This is a genomic window from Pseudomonas sp. GV105 (assembly GCF_003058185.1).
In the GTDB taxonomy this organism is placed as follows: domain Bacteria; phylum Pseudomonadota; class Gammaproteobacteria; order Pseudomonadales; family Pseudomonadaceae; genus Aquipseudomonas; species Aquipseudomonas veronii.
In genome coordinates, this window is sequence record NZ_QBUF01000008.1 from 141,010 (window position 1) to 165,237 (window position 24,228).

Genomic DNA, 24,228 nt, shown 5'->3' on the forward strand with positions numbered 1-24,228 from the left:
AACGTGAATAACGCGGCTTCACGCTCTATGGTGGAGTGCGAACAAGGACGTCATCGAGGCGGCCGAGGGACTCAGGCACTCTTTCAAGAGGATCACGCGCATGGCATTCACCACCCTGATACTGGACGCCCCTGGCCCGCCGCTGCTATTTGAGGAAATCGACCGATTCCTTGAACTGGGGCTGGCCGTCACCCTGAACCTTCATTATTTCACCGACCAGGACAGCATCAGGAACCACTACGGCGAGCGCATTCAATACGCCCAGATCAATTGCCACGACAAGTCCGCCTTCATCGCGGCGGTAATCCAGGCCGGGGGCTACAGCGTGTTCAAGACGCGCCTGAACATCCCCCTCGATGGCGAACTGATCAGCGCCGCCGCCTCCCCTGCCTTGGCAACACCGTTGCGCGCCATCGCCCAGGCAGGCGTGGGGCTTAACCACATCGACCGGCAAGAGGCCGAGCGCACTGGCGTGACGATACTGAACACACCAGGTTCCAACGCCACGGCCGTCGCTGAATACGTGGTGGCCCAAGCGGTGTTTTTATCCAGGGACCTCAGCCACTACAACACCGAAACCCATAAAGGCCACTGGTCCAAGGGCAGCCTACCTCCCGGCCAGGAGTTCTCCGAGCTGACGCTGGGGCTGGTGGGCACTGGCGGCATTGCCCAACAGGTCGCTCGCAAGGCGCGGGCACTCGGCATCAAGGTCATCGCCACCGGTTCGGAGCGCTTTACCGATCAGGTCGCACGGGACCTTGGGCTTGATCGAAGACCAACCCTCTCGCAGTTGCTCGGCGAAGCTGATGTCGTCTCGATCCATACACCACTCACGCCGCTCACACGGGGCCTGTTCGGCAGTACAGCGTTCAGCCAGATGCGCCCGGGCTCGATCCTGATCAATACCGCCCGCGGTGGCATCGTCGACGAGGACCAACTGGCAGCGTTCATGACCCGCTTTCCCGGGCATATCAAAGCAGTCGCCATCGACACCTTTGCCCAAGAAAAGGACCGCTTCAACTCACCGCTGGCAGGCATTGCCAACGCACAACTGACGCCGCATATCGCGGGCAATACCGCAACGGCAATCAGGACGGCTTCACGCCAGATCGTCGACAAGATCCACGCGTTCAGCCTGTAGCTGTCGACGCCTAGCGCCGCGCCACAAACTCCGCCAGCGCCGCCTCCAGCCACCCGGCCGCGCGCATTTTCAGGGCTGTGCTGCCGCATTTCGGACAGCTCGCGAACCAATCGCCGGGCATCAGCGCGTCACTGCGCGGCGCAATGGTTTTCTTCCACTTGCAGTCTTCACACACAAAGGTGAAGGGTCTGGGTTTTATCGGCATGAATGGGTTCTCCTGGATGGCGATACTGCGGATTATTCTGTGACCGGGAGCAGCGCTTGCAGCAATTCCAGCTTGCGCTGCAGCTGCGCGACGTGTTCTCGCTCGGCGCGCAACGCCGACCGCAGCTCGCGGTTTTCCATGTCCCAGATCTGCGCCCAACGCAGATCCTTCTGATAATGGGCAAGCATTTTCCAAAGCTCGCTCAACGTCAAACAATGCTGTACCAGCACCAGCAGGATGATCCCCATCACCGCCAATGCCCCCGTCGAAACCACTTCCGACATACTCATGTTCACATCCTTCCATCCCTTCGAGATATTCCGAAGACAGCGACACGATATGTAGTGATTTACGACAGGTCTAGAATGTAGACTTATACAGGTAAAGTATTCACGCACATGGAGCAGGTATGAAACGCAAGCAATCCATCGAACAAGTGCGCTGGGACCTGGCACTTCGCTATCGTTTGATCGAGACCGTCGCCTGGTGGGAAGGCCGCCTGACCACGGGGCACTTGATCCAGAGCTTCGGCATCAGCCGCCAGCAAGCCTCCAAGGACATCAATACCTACATTAATGAACATGCGCCCCGAAACTTGACATATGACAAGCAACGCAAGGGCTATGTACCGAGCAAACACTTCAAGCCGCTGTTCATCGATGACAGCGCCAGTGCCTACCTGCACCTGCTTTACCAGAACAATGAACGGGCGCCGCACATCGAAGGCCTGGCCCTGGCATATGCCCATACCAAGGTGCTCGAAGTGCCGGACCGGCCGATCCGGCCAGAGATCCTGCGCCCCTTGCTCGCGGCATGCCGCGACGGTCTACGCCTGGAGACCGAGTACGTATCGCTCAATACCCCGAACGTGGAAATCCGCCTGATTGCCCCTCACACCCTGGTGTACACCGGGATGCGCTGGCATGTGCGCGCTTACTGCGAGAAGAATCGGCAGTACCGCGACTTTGTGCTGAGCCGCCTGCGCGGTGAGCCGGACCTGCTCGACGCGTCGCAGAACACACGGGAACTGGACGAAGACTGGAATACCGAAGTGCCAATCATCTTCGCCCCCGATGGCCGCTTGAACGCGGCGCAGCAGGCCATCATCGAAACCGACTTCGGCATGACCGACGGGCAACTGGTGGTGTCCAGTCGCAAGGCACTGGTGAAGTACGTCTTGCGCCGCTATCAGGTCGACCCGCGCAACCAGGCGACCAACCCCGAGGCCCAGCAGATCGTGGTCACCAATCTCAAAGAGTTGAGACCGTGGTTGATGCATGATTGAGGCGCATGTCCTGCCAGAGGCGCAGCGCACGCAGGCAATTGTCGATCTCGGCCGCGAGTAAGCGCTGTGCCAGTTCATGCTGGCCGTTGAGCAGAGCAATATTGCGCAGCGTATTGCCCTGGTGATTCTTCGCGCCCAGATCAAGACCGAACGTCATGACGCGGTCGATGAAGTACCGCGCGGCCTTCAAGTGGCCATTGAGCAGCAGCCAATGCAGTGGCGTGTTCCCCAGCCCATCGCGGTCATTGAGGCTGGCACCCAGGCGGTAGCGGGCTTGCAGGGTTTTGACATTGCCGTATCGCGCAGGCAGGTGGATGTATTTGTCGTGGGGCATGAAGCTGCCCAGGCCGGCCCAGCCGCGAATCTGCGGGTTGCCCTGGGCGCCGAGTGACTCCAGCGTGTCGATCAGGCCGCTGCGGTTCAGCCGGTAAGCCATGTCCAGCGGCGTATCGCCCGCCAGGTCACGCTGATTCAAGCCGGACGGATCGAGAGGCGGCGCCTCATCGAACAGCACGCAGAGGTGCCAGTCGCTGAGGCCAAGCTCGGCGCGATCATCGATGCGCTCAAACAGAGTGATCGGCCGCCCCCCACACAACGTCGTGAGCGTCACGCCTCGAGCGAACATGCGCCGAAGAAACGCTCGAAGAGCGGCGTAGGCAAATGCTTGTCGTCCAACAGACCGAAGTGCTTGCCCACGTTGCGTCCCAGGGCCATCAGTGTGTTTGCGCTGTTTTTCGTGCCGGCGTACCCGGCGCTCAAGATCGACTCGACGCGCGCGTCACCGGTCGACTCTCGCTGATACGCCCGCCCCGTGATCATGACGTCTACCAGACACACGCTGACGCGCTCATCGCCCAAGGTGAAAGGCTCCAGCACCTCGCTCGCCAAGACGGCACGCAAGCCGTCCTCGCCACCGGCGACAATCCGCTCCAGCGCTTCGAGTGAGCGGTCGAAGAGGTCGAACTCCTGCATCGAAAACGCAAAACAGTAGTCCTGAGCGGTAGCCTGCGAGATCGGACGTGCGTGGTGCGGATGAGTCGACAACCAGTCAACGAACGAGGCTTTATCGCTTTTTCCACCCTGGCGACGGAACAGCAGATAGTCGTTGATGACCTGACTGAAAGGGTTCCCCGTCGGCACCCAGCCCGTGCTGTCACGTTCTTCGGGTTCCGGCAGGTCAACCACCGGCACGGCTGACTTAGGCGTCCACCCAAAGCACCGCAGGTCATAGCCAAGCACAAACAGGCTGGCCTCGAACGCATGGCACCGCGCAGGCAGCGCGCCTTGCTCGGCGAACCAGCCGGTGCGCTCGAGCAGGGCGCGGATAATCCAGCCCAACCGCACTTGCCAGCGGGCCCATGTCTCATAGCTGATCGAAGAGAACTGAGGCGCGGCCAGGCCGTTCAAAAATGCTCCGGGGTTGCGGATCTGGCTGCCACGAGCGGCTCCGGACGGGAAAGCCAGCAAGGGTTTGCCGCTCCCGGTCCATTGCTGGCGAAACAGTGAATACAGCATGCCTATCGCTGCGCCGACGCGGCTGTCATAGATGGGGGAGCCCGACGAATCAAACAACGCATGAATCTTGGTCAGGCCCGCATCGAAACGCTCGACGCTGATCGCATCGAGATCATCCAGGTCATTTTTGCCATCGAGCGACATCAGCCCGGCCATCTTTTGCAGATAGCTCGACAGCTTGCCGTTTGCGGCCAGCCGGTGCAAAAACGGAATGGCGCCCCGCACACCGCCCCAACGAAGAATCTGCAGGCAGGCTTGAAGCGCTTGCTGGTCATTCCCCTGTTTGACCGCACTCGTCAGCCATTCGCGAAGTTGCCCGAGAGAGCGTTGGGTTTCAGCCCAGGTGCGTGAATCCACCGAGCATTGGTGAGTATCCTGCCAGCTTGCCTTCCAGCGATAGTGCCCAAGCACCTGCTCGATGCCCTGGACATCAGCCGTCAAACCGCCAGGCACAAATTTGCTCGACTTGAAGCGCAGCTTGAAGGTCAGCGTCGGCAAGTTCGCTGCAAGCCATGCGATGAAGGACTCAACTTCAGGTTGCGCCAGGAACTGTTCGCGCTGCATGCAGACCACCTTGCCAGTAATATCGAATGGCCACACCCTAAGCAAAATCAGCGACCCCGTCCACGATGTTTGTCCGTACAGGTAAACAAATGGAGCAGGTTCTCAGGCCCAGGCTAGACGCTTCTCGACCATCGCCAGGGTTCGGCCGAAACAGATATATGAACGGTTCAGACACGCCGCTTCTGTTTACACGCGGCCCATCGACTTATGCATCGACGTGCCTTTGCAACGCATGCGCGAGATCGATGTGCCCGGCACCCGCAAGGATCATCAGCGGCGGTCATGCCTCGACTCCGACTTGGGCTATATGAACTATCGAATGTTGCAGATCATCTAAAACCTTCGATCTAAATCATTCTCAACAACAACAAACAATAAGTTAGCCAACTAAGCATTTAAAACAACTGTGCGAAAAGACATTCAGCTGACTTCATATCGCTTTAACGACCAAGCCTGGCATTCTTTTATTTTCACATATATTTTACATCCCCCTACATATGCTAATGTCATTACGACATCAGCGCTGTTCAACCAGGTTTAAGGAGTGTGTATGACCGGTGTACTGGCCTCCGTTAACAGCCGCACACAACTGGTCGGGCAGAACAGGCTCGAACTGTTGCTGTTCCGCTTCAACAATCACCAACTGTACGGGATCAACGTATTCAAAGTTCGTGAAGTTATCCGCTGCCCGAAGTTATCATCGATACCAAAGTCTAATAACAATATTTGTGGCGTGGCCAATATCCGAGGTGTCTGCATCCCTATTCTTGACCTGGCCATGGCAACGGGACTGCCCGGAGTCGAGGATCAGGAAAGCGCTTTTATAATACTTACGGAGTACAACAATCGCGTTCAGGGTTTCCTCGTCTACGCGGTCGAACACATCGTCAATCTGAACTGGGAAGACATCCATCCGCCGCCCAAGGGCAGTGGTGAGAACAATTACCTGACGGCCGTCACCCGCACGGACGACCGCCTGGTCGAGATCATCGATGTTGAAAAGGTGCTGACAGAAATATCGCCATCGTCCGAGGAAATATCCAGCGGCGTAATCGATCACGAAGTCACCCAGCAGGCGCGACACCTGCGGGTGTTGACCGTGGACGACTCGATGGTCGCGCGCAAACAGGTGACCCGCTGCCTGGAAACCGTGGGCGTCGAGGTAGTGGCCTTGAACGATGGCCGACAAGCGCTGGACTACCTGCGCGCCATGCTCGACGAAGGGCGCAAGCCGGATGAGGAGTTTCTGATGATGATCTCCGACATCGAGATGCCGGAGATGGACGGCTACACCTTGACCGCCGAGATCCGCAACGACCCGCGCATGGCCAACCTGCACATTGTGCTGCACACCTCGCTCTCGGGGGGCTTCAACCAGGCCATGGTCAAGAAAGTCGGGGCCGACGACTTCCTGGCCAAGTTCCGCCCCGATGACCTGGCCGGCCGCGTCGTCTCACGTATCAAAGCCGTCAACACGAACTGACGCTCCACGACAACAACACTCAAGCCAAGGAGGCTGCAAGGAAACGAATAAGAACAAAATCAACAGAGGGCAAATCATGTTGAAATGTAATGAGCTCTATCATCTGGCGCCAGACAGCGGCGAGGCCAGGCCCTTCTGGCAAGGCCGCGCACGCGACGCGCAGGCGGATATCCAATGCGCCATGGGCTGCGGCGCGCAGCTACCCGAGACACCCCAGTCAGCAGAGCCGCCCCCTGCGCCCGCAGCGGCGACGATCACTCCCACCTGCATGAACGACGAGCTTGTTGCCGCCCAGGAAATCTGTGCCCGCGCCAAGACCGCCGTGGTCGAGATGTTCAGCCATGTCCGCATGGGCCGCGCCCTGGAGTTGGAGAATATCAGCGTACTGGTCGACGACATTTCCGCTTCGATCGCCCGCCATCCCAACGCCTTTATCAGCCTGGCACGCCTGAAAAGCCTCGACGATTACACCTATATGCATTCGGTCGCCGTGTGTGCACTGATGATTGCCCTGGGCAACCAGTTGAACCTGCCCGCCGTGTTGATTCGCCGGGTCGGGATGGCCGGCCTGCTGCATGACATCGGCAAAATGGCCATACCGGGCGCGATCCTCAACAAGCCCGGGCGCTTGAGCGGTGACGAATTACAACTGATACGCACGCACCCGCTGGAAGGTGAGAAAACCCTGCTGGCGACTTCGCAGATGTGCGACATGGTCGTGGATGTCTGCCTGCATCACCATGAACGGGTGGACGGCAGCGGCTACCCCCATCAGTTGGTCGGCGACCAGATCAGTCTTTTTGCGCGAATGGCCGCCGTTTGCGATGTCTACGATGCAATCACCTCGGATCGTTCCTACAACCAAGGCTGGGACCCCGCGGTCGCCATCCAGCAAATGTCGACATGGGACGGGCATTTCGACGACGAGGTGTTCCGCGCGTTTTTGAAGTCCGTGGGTATTTATCCGGTGGGGTCTATCGTTCAGTTGAAAAGTGGCAGTATCGGCGTGGTGATCGAACAACACCCCGACTCTTTATTGACGCCAAAGATTAAGTTGTTCTTCTTGCCGGTGTTGAATATTTATATCACCCCCAAAATAATCGACCTGAGTGATCCCGAACAAACCGATCGCATCATTGCGCGCGTACCGTCACAGCGTTATGGCTTTAAAAACACCGAACGTCTCTGGCTCGACGATGAGGCGTCCGAGCAGAACTAAGCGACGCCCCAGCTGTACTGCATTTATATGCTCAAGCAGCCCATGATCAAGCAATAAGCCTTGCGAACAAAAAAAACTGAAATGCCGCCATCCAATTATGTCGGCAACTACTAGCGTGGGCAGGAAATACCATGAAATTCAACTCATTACAGACTCGGATTTGCTTCACCGCCGGACTCTGCCTGTTAATCTCTTGCGCAAGCCTGGTGTTATATGGGTTGTACTCCTCAACCGCCAATCAAGCCTACGTGGGCACCGAAGTTTCAACATTGATCGAAAGCGGCACCATTCGCGAAGTACAAAACCTGGCGGAGTCCCGTGCCAATGCGATCAGGGCGAAACTGCAAAATGCCTTGGACTCGGCACGCACGCTGGCCAATACGCTGGGCGCGAGTAAAAGTGCGCAAAGCCCGCTGGCACTGGGCCGCGATCAAATCAATACAATGTTGCTCAGCGTGCTCAAGGACAACCCCGACTTCAACGGCACGTATTCGTGCTGGGAGCCGGATGCGGTGGACGGCCAGGACCAAGCGTTTCGTAACAACGAAGGCGGCAACAACCCGTTGACCGGCCGCTTCACGCCCTATTGGACACGCGGCTCGGACGGCCATATCGCCGTGCAACCGCTGGTCGAATACGACTCCGATGCCCGCCACCCCAATGGCGTGCTCAAGGGCGGCTGGTACAGCGGCCCCCGGGACACCCTGAAAGAAAGCGTGCTCGACCCCCTTCCCTACGTGGTGCAAGGCAAAAATGTGTGGCTGACCACGCTCTCGGTGCCGATCACCGCCAATGGCAAGTTTTACGGCGTGGTCGGCGCAGACTTCGACATCTCGTTTATCCAGAAACTCAGCGAGCAAATGTCCGCCGACCTCTACGGCGGCAAAGGTTCGGTGTCGATCCTGAGCAACCAGGGCTTGGTGGTCGCCGACAGTAAACGGCCGGAACTGATCGGCCAGTCATTGAAGGCATTGCTACCCGACACCTGGGACAAGGTGCTGGCCAATGTGCAGAAAGGCCAGGGCGACAGTCGCCTCAACCAGGAGTCCCAGGAAATCGAAGTACAGATGCCGATCATCCTGGGCCGCACCGAAAAACCCTGGGCCATCTTGATCCACCTGCCCAAGGCGGTGGTCATGAGCCAGGCGATTGCCCTGGAGAAGGAACTGCAATCCCGTGGTGTCAGCAGCAGTATCTGGCAGGTCTCGGTCGGCCTGGGTATCTCGGTACTGGCATTGCTGGCGCTGTGGTTCGCCACCGCAAAAATCGTCGGGCCGATTCGTGAAGCCGCCGCCTTGGCTGCCAACATCAGCCTGGGGGATTTCTCGCGTCGCCTGGTGCAAAAATCCGACGATGAAGTCGGCCAGTTGTCCTTGGCCTTGAACGAGATGTCCGAAAGCCTGCAGCGTCAGGTCCGTGTGGCTGAACGTATCTCCGAAGGCGATCTGGACCTGGAAGTGCGTTTGTCTTCCCCCAACGACACGTTGGGCAAGTCCCTGGAAAAAATGGTCGGCAACTTGAACACCTTGATTTCCCAGGTGCAGGCCAGCGCCACGCAAATCACCGGCAGCTCCGCACAGGTCACCGAGTTGAGCCAGTCGTTGTCCGACGGTGCGTCCAACTCGGCGTCGTCCATCACTGAGATCAGTGCCGTCATGACGCAAATGGCCGCGCAGACCACCGACAACGCCGCCAACGCGAAAAAGGCCGACGAACAATCCCAGGCCTCACGCGCCGACGCCGGGGAAAGTGACAAGCTGATGAGCGAACTGATCGCCGCCATGACCGAAATCGACAACTCGGGCAAAGACATCACCGCGATCATCACCACCATCGACAACATCGCCGCCCAGACCAACCTGCTGGCCTTGAACGCGGCGATCGAGGCGGCACGCGCCGGCGAATTGGGCCGTGGCTTTGCCGTCGTCGCCGATGAAGTCAGGAGCCTCGCCGCCCGCAGTGCCGAAGCGGCCCAGCAAACCGCGGCGCTGATCGCCGACTCGTCGACCAAGACACAGCGCGGCATGGTCATCGCCGGTCGCACGGCCGACTCGTTGCGAAACATCGTCACCGGCACCAGCACCGTTTCCAGCCTGGTGTCGCTGATCTACCAAGCCTCGAGTGAACAGGCGTCCGGCTTGCAGCAAGCCAGTATCGGCCTGGAGCAGATCGACGAAGTCACCCAGCAGAATCAGGCCAACTCCCAACAATGCGCGGTGGCTGCCCGCGACCTGTCGGAACGGGCCAGCTCCATGCAACAAGGGTTGAGCCGGTTTAAAGTCAAAGCGACATAACCCCCATCCGCAGTGAAGCCGGGGCGGAAATAAACCACCGCCCCGGTCCCGCTGCACAAACCTCGTACCCATTCATGAAATATTAAGAATCGCCCCCCTATACTCACCGATTGCGAGCCGTTCCCTCGAACGGCCCCCTGCCCCGGTAACCAGCCCCCATGACGCGTCCCGTTCCTCTGCTGCTCCTGCTTGCTGGCCTGTTGTTCTTCTTCGCCCTTGGTAACCATGAACTGCAAGGCTCCACTGAAGCCCGCGTCGGCGGGATCGCCATGGCCATGCACCTGGACAACGACTGGGTGGTGCCACGGCTGTTCCGTGAGCCGTTCCTGGAAAAACCGCCCCTGAGCCTGTGGCTCGACGCCGGCGCGATCCGCCTGTTTGGCGGCACGCCCGGGGCCGTGCGCCTGGCCTCGGCGTTCGCCGGGTTGTTCAGCGTGATGCTGCTTTACGGGATGCTGCGCACGTTCGGGCGGCCAAAGACACTGGCGTTCTGCGCGGCGCTGATCCTGGCGACCATGGCCAGTTACTGGAGCAATGTGCGCGGCGTCGGTGAAGATGCATTGCTCAGCCTGGGTGTGACCACCGCGCTGCTGGCGTTCTACCAGGCCATGCGGCCGGCGGCCGAGCGCCAGGGCTCAACCGCCTGGGCGTGGGCCCTGTTCACGGCCGGGATGGTGATCGCCACCCTGAGCAAAGGCGTGCTGGGCCTGGCGATGCCGGGCATCGTGATCTTTGTGTACCTGGCCTGCACCAGTTGGATGGACAAACGCCTGCGCATCGGCGACTGGCTGCGGCCGGCACTGTTTACCCTGCTGGCCTTGGTGCCACTGCTGATCTGGCTGGGGTTTCTGTTCCAGCGCGGCGGGCTGCAGGCGGTGGGCGAAGTGCTGTGGACCAACAGCGTCGGGCGGTTCAGCGGCTCGTTTGTCGAAGCCGGGCACTACGAACCCTTCTACTACTACATCGCCAAACTGCCCGAAGCCTTTTTGCCGTGGAATATCCTGGTGTACCTGGGGTTGTGGCACTTCCGTAAAAGCCTGGTGCACAACCGCTACCGTCTGTTTTTCTGCGTCTGGCTGGTGGCGCAATTCACCCTGCTGACCCTGGCTTCCAGCAAGCGCACCGTATACCTGATGGCGCTGACGCCAGCCGCCGCCGTACTGGCTGCGGAATATGCGCAGGTGCTGCTGCACTGGCTGAAAGATCACAAACCGGCGCTGTATAAGCGGCATAAAATCGTGATTGGCGGCGTGTTCACCGTGCTCATCGCCTGCTACCTGAGCGCTGCTTTCTGGTTCGCGCCAAAAGCCGACAAAAAACAGTCCTTCGTGCCCGTGATGAGCCAGATCCAGGCGCTACAGGCCGAAGGCAAAAAGGTCGCGTTGTTCCGGCCCAACGAGCGCATCGATGGCGCCAGCGTGTTCTATCTGCAGGCCTACTTGCCGATTCTGCAAACCGAGCCCGAACTGCGCAGTTACCTGGCCGCCGCCCCCGGCAACGTCGCGCTGCTGGATAACACGGAGCAACTGACCGGCAAGGTCACGGTGATCAAGGAGATGGCAATCAATCGCCAGCCTTACTACTTCATCGGGCAGTAAGGCCGGCGCGGGGGATCAGTGCTTGGTGAGCTTGTCCAGGTAACCCATGGCGAACGCCGAGACCACAAAGGTCATGTGGATGATCACGTACCACATCAAATGCTGCGGATCGACGTTCTTGGCATCCATGAAGATGCGCAGCAGGTGGATGGAGGAAATCGCCACGATGGAGGCGGCCACTTTCATCTTCAGCGAGGAAGAGTCCATGGTGCCCAGCCAGTTGAGCTTTTCCTTGTTTTCATCGATGTCCAGCTGCGAGACGAAGTTCTCGTAGCCGGAGATCATCACCATCACCAGCAGGCCGCCGACCAGTGCCATGTCGATCAATGACAACAGCAGCAGGATCACTTCCGATTCGAGCATGCTGAAGATATTGGGAACGACGTGAATGATTTCCTGGAAGAATTTCAATGCCAGGATCAACAAGCCCAGGGACAACCCCAGGTAGATCGGCGCCAGCAACCAGCGCGAGGCGTACATCGTATTTTCGATAAAGCGTTCCATTGAATCTCACACAGCGTGGTTAGAAATGACGGCGAGTATACCAGCCGCTACCCAACACCTGTGACCGCGAGAAAACTGACCTGAGTGGCATCTGTAAGAGCGTTTTTCTGCTAGTGTCGAGGCCATCAACTCGGCTCAAAGACGTCGGACAGGAAAACTCAAGATGATGGATGTGCGTTCCCCTTGGGCCAGCATCGGCCTGTGTGCGGCATTGCTGCTGGCCGGTGGCTGTTCTCCCAGCGACGAGCAAAAGCAGACCACCCTCGAAGAGAAAACCAAGCAGTTCGAACAGTCGCTCGACAGTATCCAGGACCCCAAACTGCGCGACGCCATCGCCGACCTCGGCGGTTCGCTGTTGTTGCTGGAACGGGCGCGGGTCAAGCTCGCCAGCAAGCCCATCGAAGCCGAATACGGCGAAGACAGCCTGGCCCTGCTCAAGCACTACCCCACGCCCCAGGCCCTGGTCGACACCTACATCAACGGCCTGTTCGTGCTGCGCAAGACCTCCCACTCCGACTACCTGACCGATCTGCAGCCGGTGTTCCCGTTCAACTTCAACACCCCCGACCAGTTCCCGTTCCCCCACGGCCTGGAATGGCAGTCGGTGACCTTGAGCAACAGCAAAGTCATCCCCTTCCAGCCGGAATGGTCGGAAACCGATCCCGGCATCCAGTTGAGCCCCAGCAGTTCCAACCTGACCAACCCCGATGACCTGACGGTGACCTACCCGTTCATCGACGGCATCGAGACCGACAACAAGAGCCAGCCGCAGCCCGTCAGCCTCAAAGGTACGGTCGAGGTGGTCGCGCCGGGCAAGGTGCTGACGTTCGACCTGTCGAAAAAAGACCTCGGCCACCCGCGCACCGAGGGCAATATCACCCTCAACCTGCTGAGCCTGGAAAAAAACTACGCCGAGATCGAACTGACCAACCACGAACCGCTGGCGGCGGAGGTCGGCGACGAATCACCGGACCCGTTGCTGGTGCAGGCCCGCGACAGTACCGGGCAGTTCCTCACGCGCTCGGGCTCGATCAACGAAAATGCCGCGCAGGTGGCGTTCTACGAGAAACAACTGGCGCAGATGCAAAAGCAGAAAGCCTGGTCGGACGCGTTTGAGAAACAACTGACGGACGAGCAGAAAGCCTTCGAACACCAGCAAAGCAGCCATTACGCCAAGGTCTACTTCAATGGCCTGATCGACACGCTGCAGGTCGACGTGCTGGACTTTTCCAAGGCCACGCTGACCCGCAAGGACCTCGACCTGCCCGTATTGCGCTTCGACAAGAACAGCCTGCAGAAAACCGTGCAAGCCTTGCCGATGGCGGTAACGGTGTATGACGACAGCACCGCCAGTTGGCTGAAAACCGCGACGATGACCGAGGACCAACTGAAAAACAGCGTGACCATCAGCCAGTCCGTCGAAGATGCCAGCGCCGCGCATATCGTGTTTGACCACCCCTACACCTTCAACGACGAATTGGCGGGCACCGAACGCAACAGCGACGAAGCCCCGGTGACGTTTTTCACAGCCAATGAAAAAGGCGAGCGCGGCGAGCCCATCGAGTTGCCGAGCGAAGCCTTCGAGCTGAACCCTGCACGCGGCACGCTCACCTACGACCTCAACCTGTTCCCGGAGAACCCGGCGTTTGTGGTGGGCTCGATTCCGCTGTTCCTGGCCAGCATCGACCAAGCCATGATCGACGTGACCAAGCTGCCCAAGGGCCTGTCGCTCAAGGACAACGCGCTGATCGTCGACCAGGCGCAGTTCCCGTCCGACAGCTGGCGCTTCTATGCCAAGGACGCCAGCGGCAACTACCTCAAGGAAATCCTCGGGGTCAGCCACCACGCCGAGGAATACGGCACGGCGTTGTTTGATGTGCATTACTTCTACGGCCAGCCGACCCAGCTGGAAAGCTACCAGCGTACCAACCTGAGCACCGTGCAATACGGCTTCGAGGTCAAGCTGGACAAGCCCGAAAGCAAATAACCGGGCCTACAGGGCCAGGCATTCCTGCCCGTTATTGAGCTGGCGCAGGTGGGCCTGCAGATGCAGGCACCAGATCTGCGGCTCCTGCGCCAGCTCGTAGCCTTGCTGGGTCAGGTTTTCGACGATTGATTGCAGGAAGGTTTCGGCCACGAACGGCCCGGGAAACGGTCCCTGGGATTTGATGGTCGAAGGCTGCTCACCGGTCATTCCAGCGGCAAACAACAACGTCCACATTCCGTTATCCCCCGCGAGAGGGCGAATGGAGCATTCGATGCGAGTGCCCAGGCCCAGACACTGGCGGGTCAGGCAAAGGTTGCGCGGCATGGCGGCGACCCTCGGTAGATCGGCGTTCAGCCTCAAGCACGGCGAGACTGTTTCTATCCTGCAACTCCGGTGGATATCCCTAGTGCTCAGAATAGAAGAAAAACGCGATAAACCAAGGTTGTAGGGACCAACGGGCGTTGGCCCCCAACCTGGAGTCAATTTAGTGGCGGGCTAACCGATCAGCTCGGTTTGGCTTCCGCCTGCGCGTGCAGCGCCAGTTCCTTCTCAGCTTCCTTCAAGTCTTCCTCGCTGATCATCTCGGCAATCGCGCGCAAACGCTCGACCACACGCGCATTCACCGTGCCTTCGGGGAATTGCCCTTCTGCGTCCGGCTCACCGGCCGGCTCGCCGACCAGCAGGCTCAACGCCTCATCCGCCTGGCGCACCGCATAGATATGGAATTGCCCGGCGCGCACGGCCTGCAACACCTTCTCATCGAGCATCAGCGTGGCGACGTTGGCCTGCGGAATGATCGCGCCTTGTTCGCCGGTCAGCCCACGCGCTTCGCAGAGGCGGAAGAAACCTTCGATCTTCTCGTTGACCCCGCCCACCGCCTGCACTTCACCAAACTGGTTGATCGAACCGGTGATGGCAAAACACTGTTTGAGCGGGGTTTTCGACAAGGCCGAAATCAAGGTACAGGCCTCGCCCAGGGACGCGCTGTCGCCGTCCACATAACCGTAGGACTGTTCCAGCGCGATACTCGCCGAGATCGCCAGCGGGAATTCCTGGGCATAACGGCTGCCCAGGTAACCGGTGAGGATCATCACGCCCTTGGAGTGAATCGGCTGGCCGAGGTTGACCTCACGCTCGATGTCGACGATGCCGCTGCCGCCCGGGTACACCGTGGCGGAAATCCGCGCTGGCACGCCGAACGCCGAATCGCCGACTTCCAGCACCGTCAGCCCGTTGCACTTGCCGACCGCCGCGCCAGCGGTGTCGATCAGGATCACCCCGGCGAGCATGTCGTCGAGAATCCGCGCCGACACCCGCCCGGTGCGCGTGGCCTTGGCCTTCAGCGCACGTTCGATGTGGCCGGCGTCGGTCATTTCGTCGCCCGCCAGGTGGCGAATGAAATCCGCCTCGCTGACCAGCTGGAACAAGTCGCCAATGCGCGCCGACAACCGCCCCTGGTGTTCGGCCAGGCGTGCGCTATAAGTGGCCAAGCGCGCCACCGCGTCCGAGGTCAGCGGCGCCATGCCCTCTTCCGAGGTGCGGGTTTTCAGCAACTGCGCGAACTGCTCGAGGCTTTCGTCGACCATCGGGATGTCTTCGTCGAAATCCACCAGCACGCGGAACATTTCCTGGAAGTCCGGATCGGCGTCCTGCAACGCGTAGTACAGCTGGCGGGAACCGATGATGATCACCTTGACCTGCAATGCAATCATCTGCGGGTTGAGCGTCACCGTGGCCAGGCGGCCCAGTTCGCCCAGCGGCGACTCCATCTTCAGCTTGCGCGACTGCAGGGAACGCTTGAGGGCGTCCCACACAAACGGCTCGCTGAGCATCTTCTCGGCTTCGAGGATCAGGAACCCGCCGTTGGCCCGGTGCAAGGCGCCCGGACGCAACTGACGATAGGTGGTGTAGAGCGCGCCCTGATCGGTGCTGTATTCGATCCGGCCGAACAGGTTGTCGTAGGTCGGGTGCGGTTCAAACACCACCGGGGCGCCGCCGTTGACCGGATGGCCGACCACCAGGCTCGGGCAGTACTGTTCTTCGAGCAGCTTGCGGGCCTGGGCGTCGGTCTTGGCGTCGTCCACCAATTGCTCGACCACGGTTTTCAGCAAGTACACCTGCATGGCTTGCAGGTAACCGCATACGGCGGCGTTTTCTGCGTACTTTTCCGACAACGGTGACAGCAATGGCTGTAGGGCCAGGGTGATGGTTTCTTCGTTGAACTGACGCAGTTGGTTGTTCGACTCACGCTTCCACTGCGGCAGGCTGGCCAGCTCTTCGTTGAGGCGTTCTTCCAGTTCGGAAATATCGGTGTGGAAGCGCTCGCGATCGACTTCCGGCAGCTGCGAGAACTCGGCCTCGTCCAGCGCCTTGCCGTCGAGCATCGGGGTGAACGCGATGTTGGAACTGTCGCGGTACAGCGCCACGTCCTTTTCCAGGGCCAGGCGTTCGATCACGTCCAATGCCTTGTCGTAACGCTGGTTGAACGCGCGGTCGATGGCGCTTTTGCGTTGTTGATACGTCGGGTGTTCGAACACTGCCGGGAAGGTCGCCACCAGGTTGTCGATCAAGCCGTTGATGTCGCTGATGAACGCCGCGGCGCCGCCTGCCGGCAGTTCCAAGGCGCGGGGTTCGCGGGGCTCATCGAAATTATTCACATAGACCCAGTCCGACGGGGTCTGCAGGCGTTTGCCTTCGGCCTTCAGGTAGCGTTTGACGAACGAAAAGCGGCCGGTGCCCGGCTCGCCCATGACAAACACGTTGTAACCGGGGCGTGGCATGGCCACACCGAACTGCAAGGCTTCAACCGCACGTTCCTGGCCAAGCACACCGCGAAAGGGCTCCAAATCATTGGTGGTCGAGAAGCTGAACTGTTCAGCGGAGAAAGGGCGAGTCAGCGCTTCGGGCGCTAGACGCAAGCTGGCAGCAACAGGATCAGGCATCGGGCTTCCTTACATCAGGCGGGGCAGATGGCGGCATTCTGGCTCTCTGTTACGCGCTCTGGCAAGGCGCGCCTGAGGTAAAGCATAGACACGGGCTGCGTCCTACAAAAAAATCGAGATATCTCTGATTGTTTTATTAAAAATCACGGAACCCCTGGAACCTGCCTAAACTCCAAACTGCGCGGGCTGGACTAATAACCGGCCCCTAAGGCGCGTTACTGCGCCTGAACCCTTGTCCATTGGTTTGCACACAAAGAGAACAAAGCTATGAAACGGATCCTTCTCGGTACTCTCTTCACCGTCGTTTCCCTCAACGCAATGGCTGAATCACCCGGTGGCCCGAACTGCGGTTGGGGCAACATGCTGTTCGAAGGCCAGCGCGGCACGCCGGCGCACTTCCTGGCGTCCACCACCAACGGCACCTCGGGCAACGCTACCTTCGGCATGACCTCGGGCACCAACGGTTGCAGCACCAACAGCGCCCTGACCTACGGCGGCAAATCGTGGATTGCCATGAATGGCATGATGAACGAGCTGTCCGAAGACATGGCCAAAGGCAATGGCGAGGCGCTGACCACCTACGCCGTGGTACTGGGCGTTGCACCAGAAGATCGCGAGCACTTTGCTGCCGTGACCCACGAGCACTTCCAGCAAATCTTCAGCAAGGCCGACGTGACCGCTGACGATGTCCACAACAACACCCTGGCTGTACTGAAAAGTGATGCCCGCCTGGCGAAATACGCAACCCAGGCTTAAGCTCGAGCCGCCCGCGCCCTCCAAGGCGCGGGTCTTATTTTTGGACCCGCCTCCCCGCTTGGGTCTCACTTTTTCCGACTTAAGTTGCCCCTATGCTCAAACGCCTTGCCTGGATGGCACTCTTCGCCTGCGCCCCGTTGTATGCGGCGCCGCATCTTGATGATCAACGTTTGCAGCAATTGGCCAACGATCCGTTCTGGTTGTCCTTGGGCCATTACGAAGCCGGCAAAGTCAGTGGCTGGCGCAGCTATGTCAGCGACAAAAAATTCTTCCTCGCCGCCGATGGCGCCCATCACCCGGATGCCGAACTCAAGGCCACCGTCGACGCGCTCTACGCGCCGGCCAGCCTGGGTGAAAAACACGCACAATGCGTTTACCCCGCACGTACCCGCTGGCTCAAGGACCGGTTGCAACTGACCGACCTGCCCGCCGTGGGCTGCAACGAATTCAAGCAATGGTTCAAGGACGTCGCGCCCCATAGCGCGGTGATGATCTTCCCGGCGGCCTACCTCAACAGCCCTTCATCGATGTTCGGCCACACCCTGCTGCGCATCGACCAGGCCGACGTGCAGAGCAACAACACCGCGCTGCTCAGCTATGCGATCAACTTCGGCGCGTACATCGAAGGCTCGGACAACAGCATCCTCTACGCCTGGAAAGGCCTGATGGGCGGCTACCCCGGCCTGTTCGCCCTGGTGCCCTACCAGGAAAAACTCTCCGAATACCGCAGCCTGGAGAACCGCGACCTGTGGGAATACCGCCTGAACCTGACCCAGGTCGAGACCGAGCGCATGGTCGAGCACGTGTGGGAACTCAAGCAGATCCAGTTCGACTACTTCTTCTTCGACGAAAACTGCTCCTACCGCCTGTTGGAGTTGCTGCAAGTGGCCCGCCCCGGCCTGCGCCTGACCGAGCAATTCCCGCTCACTGCGATCCCCACCGACACGGTCAAGGCCGTGAAAGACGCCGGCCTGGTCGAGAAGATCGACTATCGCCCGTCCCGTGAGCGCGAGTTGCTGGAACGCGCCAAACCGCTGGACAGCGACGAGCAGCAATGGGTGCTGAAAGTCAGCGACGACCAGAAACAATTGCAGGCGCCTGCGTTTAAAGCGTTGCCGCGCGAGCGCCAGGCGCTGATCATCGACGCCGCCTACCGCCTCGGCCGCTACCGCGCCAATGGCCTGGAGCGCGACACCGAACGCTCCCAACGCAGCTTCGAACTGCTGCGTGCAATCAACCAGAACCCCGCGCCCGACCTGAAGATCACGCCCCCAGGCCTGCCGGAAACCGGCCATGAATCACGCACCTGGCAAGCCGGCATCGGCACGCGTGGCGACAAAGCCTTCGGCGAATACGGCCTGCGCATGGCCTACCACGACCTCAACGACAACGCCGAAGGCTTCCCCCTCGGCGCGCAGATCGAGATCCTGCAAATGAAACTGCGCCAGTACGAAGGCAACCACTGGCAACTGCAGCAACTGGACCTGGCCACCATCCGCTCCCTGACTCCGCGCAACGCGTTGCTGCAACCCTGGTCATGGCAAGTCACCGGCGGCCTGGAACGCGTGCCGGGCAAACACGACGATGAAACCCTGGTCGCCCACGTCAACGGCGGCGCCGGCGGCACCTGGCAACTGCGCGACGACATGCTCGGCTTCGCCCTCGGCACCGTGCGCGTGGAACACAACAACGACTTCAGCGAAGCCATCTCCCCCGCCGCCGGTTTCAACACCGGCGTACTGTGGAAAAACCCGCTGGGCAACCTGAGCCTGGAAGCCAAGGGAGATTTCTTCACCAATGGCGAAGTACGGCGCAGCATCAGCCTGAACCAGCAGTGGGAATTGTCGCGCAACCTCGGCCTGCGCCTGAGCGCCCAACGCGAGTACAGCCACTTGTCGACGCCGGTGAATGAGGTAATGCTTGAGATGAAGTGGTATCACTACTGACCAAGCCCAACCAGAATCAGGAGTTCACTCAACATGGCCGTTACCTGCACCACCCTTGAAGAAGTCCGAAGCAACATCGACCGCCTCGACCAGCAAATCGTCAGCCTGTTGGCCGAACGCGGCCACTACGTTTCCCAGGCGGCACGCTTCAAAAAAGACACCGACGGCGTCAAGGCACCACAGCGCGTCGAACAGGTGATCAGCAAAGTGCGCAATCTGTCCCAAACGGTCGGCGCCAATCCCGACGTCACCGAACAGGTGTACCGCGCGATGATTGCGGCGTTTATCCAGCAAGAATTGGCTGAGCATGCTGCGCTGGCCAGCCATCAGACGACATAGCACCCAACACCTTTCTCACCCCCCTTTCACATCCCCCCGACGAATCCCCTTCTAGACTTCCCCTATCAGCCGTGAAACGGCCAGGGAGCAAGTAATGTGGCGGTATGCAGTAATGCTGTGTGCGGTGCTGGGGTTGTCGGGTTGCCAATCGACCCATCAGGAGTTGCTGGCCAAGGGTTATCCACCGGCGTTTGCCGACGGCTTCGATGACGGCTGCAGCAGTGGTCGCCAGGCAGCGGGGGTGATCACCGGGGGGTTTCGTAAGAATGTGCCGCGTTATCTGAAAGACCGCGTATACGCCGAAGGCTGGGAAGATGGCTTTCGCCAGTGCAAGGCCATGCGCGAAAACGAAGAGTTGCGCGACTACAAAGACCATCACTGGGACGAGCGCGAGCGCGCCTGGCAGCAGGAGAAGGATCGCGACGCAGCCAAGGCTTATCGCTCGCAATAGGTCGCTTTCAGACATTCGTCGAAACTAAAGTGCGGCGAACATGGCCCAAACGCTATAGAGGGAGCCTGTCATGAGCCGAGCTTTTGTGAATGAAGACAGCGCCGCCGCCCAGGCCGACCCACCGGTCGAGCGTCAGGTCAGCGAGCAACCCAATCGCCTCACCGCGCGCGGGTTGGCGCAGTTGCAGGCCAAGGTTGCGCAGTTGCAGCAGGAATACAGCGTCGAATCCGCCAAGGGCGAACAGGCCGACAAACAGCGCCAGGCCGACCTTGAGCGGGATTTGCGTTACTTCAACCAGCGGCTACAGAGTGCCCAGGTGGTGCCGCCGGCCGTGTCCACCGACAAGGTGCAGATCGGCAGTTGGGTGACCTTTGCCAATGAGCAGGACGAGCAACAGCGCATTCAGTTGGTCGGTGAAGACCAGGCCGATGCCGCTGCGGGCCTGATCAACTGGGGTTCGCCCCTGGGTCGGGCGCTGCTCGGGGCCCGGGTGGGCGACGAGGTGCTGTGGCAGCGCCCCGTCGGCGATCAGTTGATCGAAGTGCTGCGCATCGAGGCCGAGACCTAGACGATGCCTTGGGCCAGCATCGCGTCGGCGACTTTGACGAAGCCGGCGATATTCGCGCCCTTCACGTAGTTGATCCGGCCGTTTTCCTCACCGTAATGCACGCACGCGTGGTGGATCGACTGCATGATGTTGTGCAGTTTGCTGTCCACCTCACCGGCGGTCCACAGCAGGCGCATGGCGTTCTGCGACATTTCCAGGCCACTCACCGCCACGCCGCCAGCGTTGGACGCCTTACCCGGGGCGAACAGAATGCCTGCGTCGATAAAGATATCCACAGCCTCCAGGGTGGTCGGCATGTTGGCGCCTTCGGCCACGCAGAGGCAGCCGTTGCGCAACAGGGCGCGGGCAGCGTCGGCGTTGAGTTCGTTCTGGGTGGCGCATGGCAGCGCGATGTCGCACGCCAGTTCCCACGGGGTTTTACCGGCGCGGAACTCCAGGCCGTAACGGGCCGCCAGTTCGCTGATGCGACCGCGCTGGACGTTTTTCAGCTCCAGCAGCGCCGACCATTGCTCCTCCGTCAACCCGTTTTCGGCGTACAGGGTGCCTTCGGAGTCGGACAGCGAAATCACCTTGCCGCCCAGGTCCATGACCTTGCGCGCCGCGTATTGCGCCACGTTGCCGGAGCCGGAGACCGCCACGCGTTTGCCCTCGACCCGCTGGCCATCGCGCTTGAGCATTTCTTCAGCGAAGTACACGCAACCGAAACCGGTGGCTTCGGGGCGGATCAAGCTGCCGCCGTAGGTCATGCCTTTGCCGGTCAGCACGGAGGTGAACTGGTTGCTCAGGCGCTTGTACTGGCCGAACAGGAAACCGATCTCGCGGGCACCCACGCCGATATCGCCGGCCGGGACGTCCACGTCCGCGCCGATATGGCGGTACAACTCGCTCATGAACGCCTGGCAGAAGCGCATCACTTCGGCGTCGCTCTTGCCCTTGGGGTCGAAGTCCGAGCCGCCTTTGCCGCCGCCCATGGGCAACGAGGTCAGGGAGTTTTTGAAGGTCTGTTCGAAGGCGAGGAATTTCAATACGCCCAGGTTGACCGACGGGTGAAAGCGCAGGCCGCCCTTGTACGGGCCGATGGCACTGTTCATCTGGATACGGAAACCGCGGTTGACCTGAACCTTGCCGTGATCATCGACCCACGACACCCGGAAAGTAATCGCACGTTCCGGCTCGCAGATGCGCTCCAGGATGCCCGAGGTCAGGTAGTGAGGATTGGCTTCAAGAAACGGCCACAGGCTGCGTAGGACTTCTTCTACGGCCTGGTGGAATTCCGGCTGGTCGGGGTCGCGTTTCTTCAGGCGGGCAAGGAAGGATTCAACGGATTCGATCATGAAAAGTCTCGGCAAATTTATTGTCGTTAAGGGCGATTGAGCCGGACTTTATCAATTCATGTCGCACCACGACAGGGCAAAATGTCGCCTTTGTGAATTTAAATGGTGCATTGGATATAAATAAACCTGAAAAACAGGCATTTATCGCACCTAAAAGGGGATTTCAAAACGGCGCCATGCACCAACTGAAAAACCGCTATCGGGGGCAAGCCCCCTCCCACATTTGATCGATGTTCGTCAGGAAGCAATGGGCAAAAAAAACGGAGCCCGAAGGCTCCGCTTTTTCCAGACCGACCCGAATCAGGCCAGTTTCTTGTGACGTACACGGTGCGGCTGGGCAGCAGCTTCGCCCAGGCGTTTCTTGCGATCCGCTTCGTACTCGGTGTAGTTACCTTCGAAGAACACCGCCTGCGAGTCATCTTCATACGCGAGGATGTGGGTCGCGACGCGGTCGAGGAACCACCGATCGTGAGAGATCACAATGGCGGCGCCCGGGAAGTCCAGCAGGGCTTCTTCCAGGGAACGCAGGGTTTCAACGTCGAGGTCGTTGGACGGTTCGTCGAGCAGCAGGACGTTGCCGCCCTCTTTCAGGGTCAGGGCCAGGTGCAAGCGACCACGCTCACCACCGGACAGGTCCTTGACGAACTTCTGCTGGTCGCCGCCCTTGAAGTTGAAACGGCCGACGTAGGTGCGCGACGGGATTTCATAGTTGCCGATACGGATCTGGTCGGAACCGTCGGAAATCTGCTGAAACACAGTTTTGCTGCCGTCGAGGTCTTCGCGGCTTTGGTCCACGCAGGCCAGTTGCACGGTTTCACCGACTTCGATGGTGCCCGAGTCCGGGGTTTCCTTGCCCATCAGCATGCGGAACAGTGTGGATTTACCCGCACCGTTACCGCCGATAACGCCGACGATCGCGCCTTTTGGCATGGAGAACGACAGGTTGTCGATCAACACGCGGTCGCCATAGCCTTTGGACACGTTCTTGAATTCGATGACCTTGTCACCCAGGCGCGGACCGGCCGGGATGTAGATCTCGTTGGTTTCGCTGCGCTTCTGGAATTCCTGCGACTGCATTTCTTCAAAGCGTTGCAGACGTGCCTTGGATTTGGACTGGCGGGCCTTGGCGCCTTTGCGCACCCACTCCAGTTCTTCCTTCATGGCTTTTTCGTGGGCCGATTGCTGCTTGGATTCGGCGGCCAGACGGTCGGACTTGGCTTCGAGCCAACCGGAGTAGTTGCCCTCGTAAGGGATGCCGGCGCCACGGTCGAGTTCGAGAATCCAGCCGGCGACGTTGTCCAGGAAGTACCGGTCGTGCGTGATCGCAACCACGGTGCCCGGGAAGTCGTGAAGGAAATGTTCCAGCCAGGCGACGGAATCAGCGTCCAAGTGGTTGGTCGGTTCGTCGAGCAGCAGCATGTCGGGAGCCGACAGCAGCAGGCGGCACAGGGCCACACGGCGCTTCTCACCACCGGACAGGTGTTCGACCTTGGCGTCCCACGCCGGCAGGCGCAGCGCATCGGCGGCGACTTCCAGCTGGCGATCGAGGTTGTGACCGTCGCCAGCCTGCAGGATGGCTTCGAGCTTGGCCTGTTCGGCGGCCAGCTTGTCGAAGTCAGCATCCGGTTCGGCGTAGGCGGCGTAGACTTCGTCCAGGCGGGCCTGGGCGTCCTTGATCACGCTGACGGCCTCTTCGACCACTTCGCGCACGGTCTTGGCCGGGTCCAGGATCGGTTCTTGCGGCAGGTAGCCGATGTTCAGATCGGGCATCGGGCGGGCTTCGCCTTCGAACTCGGTGTCGACGCCGGCCATGATTTTCAACAGGGTGGATTTACCCGAACCGTTGAGGCCGAGCACGCCGATCTTGGCGCCGGGGAAAAAAGACAGCGAAATGTTTTTCAGGATTTCCCGCTTCGGCGGAACAACTTTGCCCAGCCGATGCATGGTGAAGACGTATTGAGCCATGGTGAACCTAGCGTCAGTGACTGATGAATTGAGCGGGCGAAGCCCGTGCCAGACCATGCGCCGCGCGGGCCGTTGACCTTGATCAATGCCTGCGAGCGGAAAAAGCCTGATTGTCTGGGGCTGGAACGCCCC

21 protein-coding genes are annotated in these 24,228 nt (G+C 60.0%); 12 read left to right on the forward strand and 9 right to left on the reverse strand.

The window, feature by feature from the left end; genetic code table 11:
* Nucleotides 1-100: 100 nt before the first annotated feature.
* Nucleotides 101-1,141 carry a D-isomer specific 2-hydroxyacid dehydrogenase family protein gene (locus C8K66_RS17210; RefSeq protein ID WP_108525491.1) on the forward strand — a complete coding sequence of 347 codons (1,041 nt, stop codon included), beginning with the start codon at nt 101-103 and terminating at the stop codon, nt 1,139-1,141.
* Nucleotides 1,142-1,151: 10 nt separating this feature from the next.
* Here C8K66_RS17210 and C8K66_RS17215 read toward each other — a convergent pair whose 3' ends face one another.
* Together C8K66_RS17215 and C8K66_RS17220 are read right to left on the reverse strand one after the other, a co-directional pair.
* Nucleotides 1,152-1,346 (reverse strand): hypothetical protein, encoded by a 195-nt coding sequence (locus C8K66_RS17215; RefSeq protein WP_108525493.1) that lies wholly within the window; start codon nt 1,344-1,346, stop codon nt 1,152-1,154.
* 32 nt (nt 1,347-1,378) lie between these two features.
* Nucleotides 1,379-1,636, reverse strand: coding sequence for a hypothetical protein (locus tag C8K66_RS17220; protein ID WP_108525495.1), 258 nt, complete (start codon nt 1,634-1,636; stop codon nt 1,379-1,381).
* A 119-nt stretch (nt 1,637-1,755) separates the two neighbouring features.
* On the opposite strand from C8K66_RS17220, the gene C8K66_RS17225 reads away from it, so the two are divergent.
* Complete coding sequence (locus C8K66_RS17225) at nt 1,756-2,631, forward strand: WYL domain-containing protein (protein WP_017847330.1); 876 nt, start codon at nt 1,756-1,758, stop codon at nt 2,629-2,631.
* Here C8K66_RS17225 and C8K66_RS17230 read toward each other — a convergent pair.
* Nucleotides 2,597-3,256: an ankyrin repeat domain-containing protein gene (locus tag C8K66_RS17230; RefSeq protein WP_256590950.1), complete on the reverse strand. Its 660-nt coding sequence runs from the start codon at nt 3,254-3,256 to the stop codon at nt 2,597-2,599. The genes C8K66_RS17225 and C8K66_RS17230 overlap by 35 nt on opposite strands.
* On the reverse strand, nt 3,238-4,710 hold the full coding sequence (locus C8K66_RS17235; RefSeq protein ID WP_108525499.1) for a hypothetical protein: 1,473 nt from the start codon (nt 4,708-4,710) through the stop codon (nt 3,238-3,240). Before C8K66_RS17235 ends, C8K66_RS17230 begins: the two co-directional genes overlap by 19 nt.
* 550 nt (nt 4,711-5,260) lie before the next feature.
* On the opposite strand from C8K66_RS17235, the gene C8K66_RS17240 reads away from it, so the two are divergent.
* The 4 genes from C8K66_RS17240 to C8K66_RS17255 all read left to right on the forward strand — a co-directional run bounded on the left by C8K66_RS17240 (nt 5,261) and on the right by C8K66_RS17255 (nt 11,304).
* Complete coding sequence (locus C8K66_RS17240; protein ID WP_057005104.1) at nt 5,261-6,193, forward strand: chemotaxis protein CheV; 933 nt, start codon at nt 5,261-5,263, stop codon at nt 6,191-6,193.
* A complete protein-coding gene (locus tag C8K66_RS17245; RefSeq protein WP_305729453.1) occupies nt 6,141-7,412 on the forward strand; it encodes an HD-GYP domain-containing protein in 1,272 nt (423 codons plus the stop codon). Before C8K66_RS17240 ends, C8K66_RS17245 begins: the two co-directional genes overlap by 53 nt.
* Nucleotides 7,413-7,543: 131 nt before the next feature.
* Nucleotides 7,544-9,706, forward strand: a complete 2,163-nt coding sequence (locus C8K66_RS17250; protein WP_079444755.1) for a methyl-accepting chemotaxis protein — start codon at nt 7,544-7,546, stop codon at nt 9,704-9,706.
* A 158-nt stretch (nt 9,707-9,864) separates the two neighbouring features.
* Nucleotides 9,865-11,304: a glycosyltransferase family 39 protein gene (locus tag C8K66_RS17255; protein ID WP_108525503.1), complete on the forward strand. Its 1,440-nt coding sequence runs from the start codon at nt 9,865-9,867 to the stop codon at nt 11,302-11,304.
* A 15-nt stretch (nt 11,305-11,319) separates the two neighbouring features.
* Here the strand turns inward: C8K66_RS17255 and C8K66_RS17260 are convergent, their stop codons facing one another.
* The gene (locus tag C8K66_RS17260; protein WP_017847323.1) at nt 11,320-11,808 is read right to left on the reverse strand and encodes a TIGR00645 family protein; all 489 of its coding nucleotides are present in this window, start codon (nt 11,806-11,808) and stop codon (nt 11,320-11,322) included.
* A 163-nt stretch (nt 11,809-11,971) separates the two neighbouring features.
* On the opposite strand from C8K66_RS17260, the gene C8K66_RS17265 reads away from it, so the two are divergent.
* Nucleotides 11,972-13,795, forward strand: a complete 1,824-nt coding sequence (locus tag C8K66_RS17265) for a hypothetical protein (protein WP_108525505.1) — start codon at nt 11,972-11,974, stop codon at nt 13,793-13,795.
* A gap of 6 nt (nt 13,796-13,801) precedes the next feature.
* Here C8K66_RS17265 and C8K66_RS17270 read toward each other — a convergent pair whose 3' ends face one another.
* Nucleotides 13,802-14,119: a hypothetical protein gene (locus C8K66_RS17270; protein WP_017847321.1), complete on the reverse strand. Its 318-nt coding sequence runs from the start codon at nt 14,117-14,119 to the stop codon at nt 13,802-13,804.
* A 179-nt stretch (nt 14,120-14,298) separates the two neighbouring features.
* Nucleotides 14,299-16,737: a Lon protease family protein gene (locus tag C8K66_RS17275; protein WP_017847320.1), complete on the reverse strand. Its 2,439-nt coding sequence runs from the start codon at nt 16,735-16,737 to the stop codon at nt 14,299-14,301.
* A 267-nt stretch (nt 16,738-17,004) separates the two neighbouring features.
* Here C8K66_RS17275 and C8K66_RS17280 point away from each other — a divergent pair, with 267 nt between their 5' ends.
* From C8K66_RS17280 to C8K66_RS17300, 5 genes are all read left to right on the forward strand, one after another.
* A complete protein-coding gene (locus tag C8K66_RS17280) occupies nt 17,005-17,493 on the forward strand; it encodes a DUF3015 domain-containing protein (protein ID WP_046381990.1) in 489 nt (162 codons plus the stop codon).
* Nucleotides 17,494-17,585: 92 nt separating this feature from the next.
* Entirely contained in the window at nt 17,586-19,439 is a 1,854-nt protein-coding gene (locus C8K66_RS17285) for a DUF4105 domain-containing protein (protein WP_046381989.1), read from the forward strand.
* Between the two features lie 33 nt (nt 19,440-19,472).
* On the forward strand, nt 19,473-19,778 hold the full coding sequence (locus C8K66_RS17290) for a chorismate mutase (RefSeq protein ID WP_079444759.1): 306 nt from the start codon (nt 19,473-19,475) through the stop codon (nt 19,776-19,778).
* A gap of 94 nt (nt 19,779-19,872) precedes the next feature.
* Nucleotides 19,873-20,229: a hypothetical protein gene (locus tag C8K66_RS17295; RefSeq protein ID WP_108525507.1), complete on the forward strand. Its 357-nt coding sequence runs from the start codon at nt 19,873-19,875 to the stop codon at nt 20,227-20,229.
* 70 nt (nt 20,230-20,299) lie between these two features.
* Nucleotides 20,300-20,797: a GreA/GreB family elongation factor gene (locus tag C8K66_RS17300; RefSeq protein WP_108525509.1), complete on the forward strand. Its 498-nt coding sequence runs from the start codon at nt 20,300-20,302 to the stop codon at nt 20,795-20,797.
* Here the strand turns inward: C8K66_RS17300 and gdhA are convergent.
* Nucleotides 20,794-22,131 (reverse strand): NADP-specific glutamate dehydrogenase, encoded by a 1,338-nt coding sequence (gdhA, locus tag C8K66_RS17305; protein ID WP_108525511.1) that lies wholly within the window; start codon nt 22,129-22,131, stop codon nt 20,794-20,796. The genes C8K66_RS17300 and gdhA overlap by 4 nt on opposite strands.
* A gap of 300 nt (nt 22,132-22,431) precedes the next feature.
* Entirely contained in the window at nt 22,432-24,096 is a 1,665-nt protein-coding gene (gene ettA, locus C8K66_RS17310; RefSeq protein ID WP_017848266.1) for an energy-dependent translational throttle protein EttA, read from the reverse strand.
* Nucleotides 24,097-24,228 lie beyond the last annotated feature (132 nt).